Annotated in this window: 2 protein-coding genes; both read right to left on the bottom strand. The window is 69.6% G+C overall.

Annotated features, from left to right (window positions below):
- Nucleotides 1-1,096 (bottom strand): protein translocase subunit SecF (gene secF, locus PSH25_RS26575; protein WP_238661639.1); only part of this gene is annotated, 1,096 nt, incomplete at its 3' end.
- A 1-nt stretch (nucleotide 1,097) separates the two neighbouring features.
- Nucleotides 1,098-2,463, bottom strand: a 1,366-nt coding sequence (gene secD, locus PSH25_RS26580; protein ID WP_238661640.1) for a protein translocase subunit SecD, incomplete at its 5' end; no start/stop codon positions are given.

Genomic DNA, 2,463 nt, shown 5'->3' on the forward strand with positions numbered 1-2,463 from the left:
CGGCACCGGCCAGCGCGGCGGCGTCCTGGTCGACCGGCTCGTCGGTCACGTCGGCCTCGGCTGCCGGGCTCGCGGCAGCACCCCGCCCGGTGACCTCGCCGCGGGCGACCCCGCCCCGCCGGGTCAGGACGCGCTTGTTGTGCGCCTGGATCCGCGGGTCGTAGTTCTTGAGCAGCGCCAGCAGCGGGGTGGCCACCAGGATGGAGGTCAGGAACGCCACCGCCATACCGACGAACAGCACCAGACCGAGGTCCTTCAGCGTGCCGGCGCCGAGCAGGCCGGCACCGATGAAGAGCAGGCCGCCGACCGGCAGCAGGGCGACCACGGAGGTGTTCAACGACCGCATCAGGCTCTGGTTGACGGCCAGGTTGGCCGCCTCGCCGTACGTCTGGTTGTTGTTGGCGGTGATGCCCCGGGTGTTCTCCTGGACCTTGTCGAAGACCACCACCACGTCGTAGAGCGCGAAGCCCAGGATGGTGAGGAAGCCGATGATCGTCGACGGGGTGACCTCGAAGCCGACAAGCGAGTAGATCCCGGCGGTGAGGATCAGGTTCGTGATCAGCGAGGCGACCGCAGCGACGGCCATCCGCCACTCGAAGCGCAGGATCAGGTAGACCATCACCAGCGCGAGGAAGATGACCAGACCGAGCACGGCCCGTTCGGTCACCTGGCTGCCCCAGGCCTCACTGACCTGGTTGCTGCTGATCTGGTCGGCGTTGATGCCGAGGTCCTCGGCGATCTGTGCCTTGACCGCGGTGGCCTGGTCGGCGTCGAGCTGCGGCGTGCGCAGCTCGTAGGAGTCGCCGCCCGGGCCGCCGACCTTCTGCGTGGTGGCCACCTCGACGCCGGTGTTCTGGGATGCGAGGGCCGAGTTGACCTCCCGCTCGGCGTCGTCCAGGGTGCCGACGCTGGCCGGCACCTGGAACGAGTTGCCGCCGGCGAACTCGATGCCCAGGCTGAACCCACGGATCGAGAAGCTGAGGATCGCGATCAGGACCAGGACCCCGGCGACGCCGAACCAGAGCTTGCGCCGGCCGACGATGTTGAGACCGGCCTCGCCGTTGTAGAGGCGGCTCGCCAGACCGTTTTCAGCCATCTCAGGCCTCCTTGGCGCGCGGGTTGCGGGGCTGAGTCGGCTGGTTGCGGGCCGGAAGTGCCCGGCCCAGACCGCTGACCCGCGGGGACAGGAACGCCCGGGTCCGGGCGAACATCGTCATGATCGGGTGCCGGAAGAGGAAGACCACGACCAGGTCCAGGATGGTGGCCAGGCCGAGCGCGAACGCGAAGCCCTTGACCGTGCCGACCGAGACCACGTAGAGCACCACAGCGGAGAGCAGGGTGATCGCGTTGGCCGAGATGATCGTCCGACGGGCCCGGATCCAGGCACGGGGCACCGCACTACGCGGGCTGCGCCCCTCCCGGATCTCGTCTTTCAGTCGTTCGAAGTAGATGACGAACGAGTCCGCCGCCACACCGAGCGAGACGATCATGCCGGCGATGCCGGCGAGGGTGAGCGTGAACCCGATCTGCCGGCCGAGCACCACCAGCGCGCCGAAGACCAGCAGCGCGGAGAGGATCAGGCTCAGGAAGATCACCGAGCCGAGCAGCCGGTAGTAGAAGAACGCGTAGATGATGACCAGCAGCATGCCGATGCCGGCCGCCAGCAGACCGGCGCGCAGGTGGCTGGCACCCAGCGTGGCGGTGACGTTCTGCGCCTCCTGCTGCTTGAAGGTCACCGGCAGAGCGCCGTAGCGGAGCTGACCGGCGAGGGTGCTGGCGTCCTTCTGGGTGAAGGTGCCGGTGATCTGGGAGTTGCCGGTCAGCACGCCCTGGATCTCCGGGGAAGAGACGATCTTGTTGTCCAGCACGACGGCCACCCGGCACTTGCCGTCCTGGCCCAGCGCGGCCGCGTCGCAGGCCTGGCCCTCGTTGGTGAACGCCTCTCGGGTCAGCGAGGTCCACTTGCCCTGGCCGTCGCCGGTGAAGTCCAGGCTGACCACCCAGGCGTTCGTCTGGTCGAGCACCGCGTCGGCGTCGGACACGTCGGTGCCCTCGACCTTGGCCTGGTCGAGCAGGTACTTCGAAGCGCCGTCCTCGCAGGAGACCACCTGCTGCTTCGGGTCGGAGATCGACGCCGGGGGGCGCTGGTCGAGCTGCGTGCAGGTGATCGTCGGCACGTTGAACTGCATCTGCGCCGGCAGCACCGCGACCTCCTGCGGAGACAGCGTGCCGAACGGCTTGAGCTTCTCGGCCAGCGACGGGTCGGCGGTCAGGTCGGCCGGGGCCTGCAACCCGTTGGCGGCCTGCCACGCGGCGGCGCCGACCTTCTGCTCGACGACCTTGCGCTGCTCCTCGATGCTGGCCGGCACCGGCACCGCGCTGGCACTGGGCGCGGCGGCGCTCGGCGAGGCGGTGGCGGACGCGGAGGGCGTCGGCGTGGCGCCCGGCGACGCCGGGGCCATG

It is taken from the genome of Micromonospora foliorum (genome assembly GCF_022229015.1).
In the GTDB taxonomy this organism is placed as follows: domain Bacteria; phylum Actinomycetota; class Actinomycetes; order Mycobacteriales; family Micromonosporaceae; genus Micromonospora; species Micromonospora foliorum.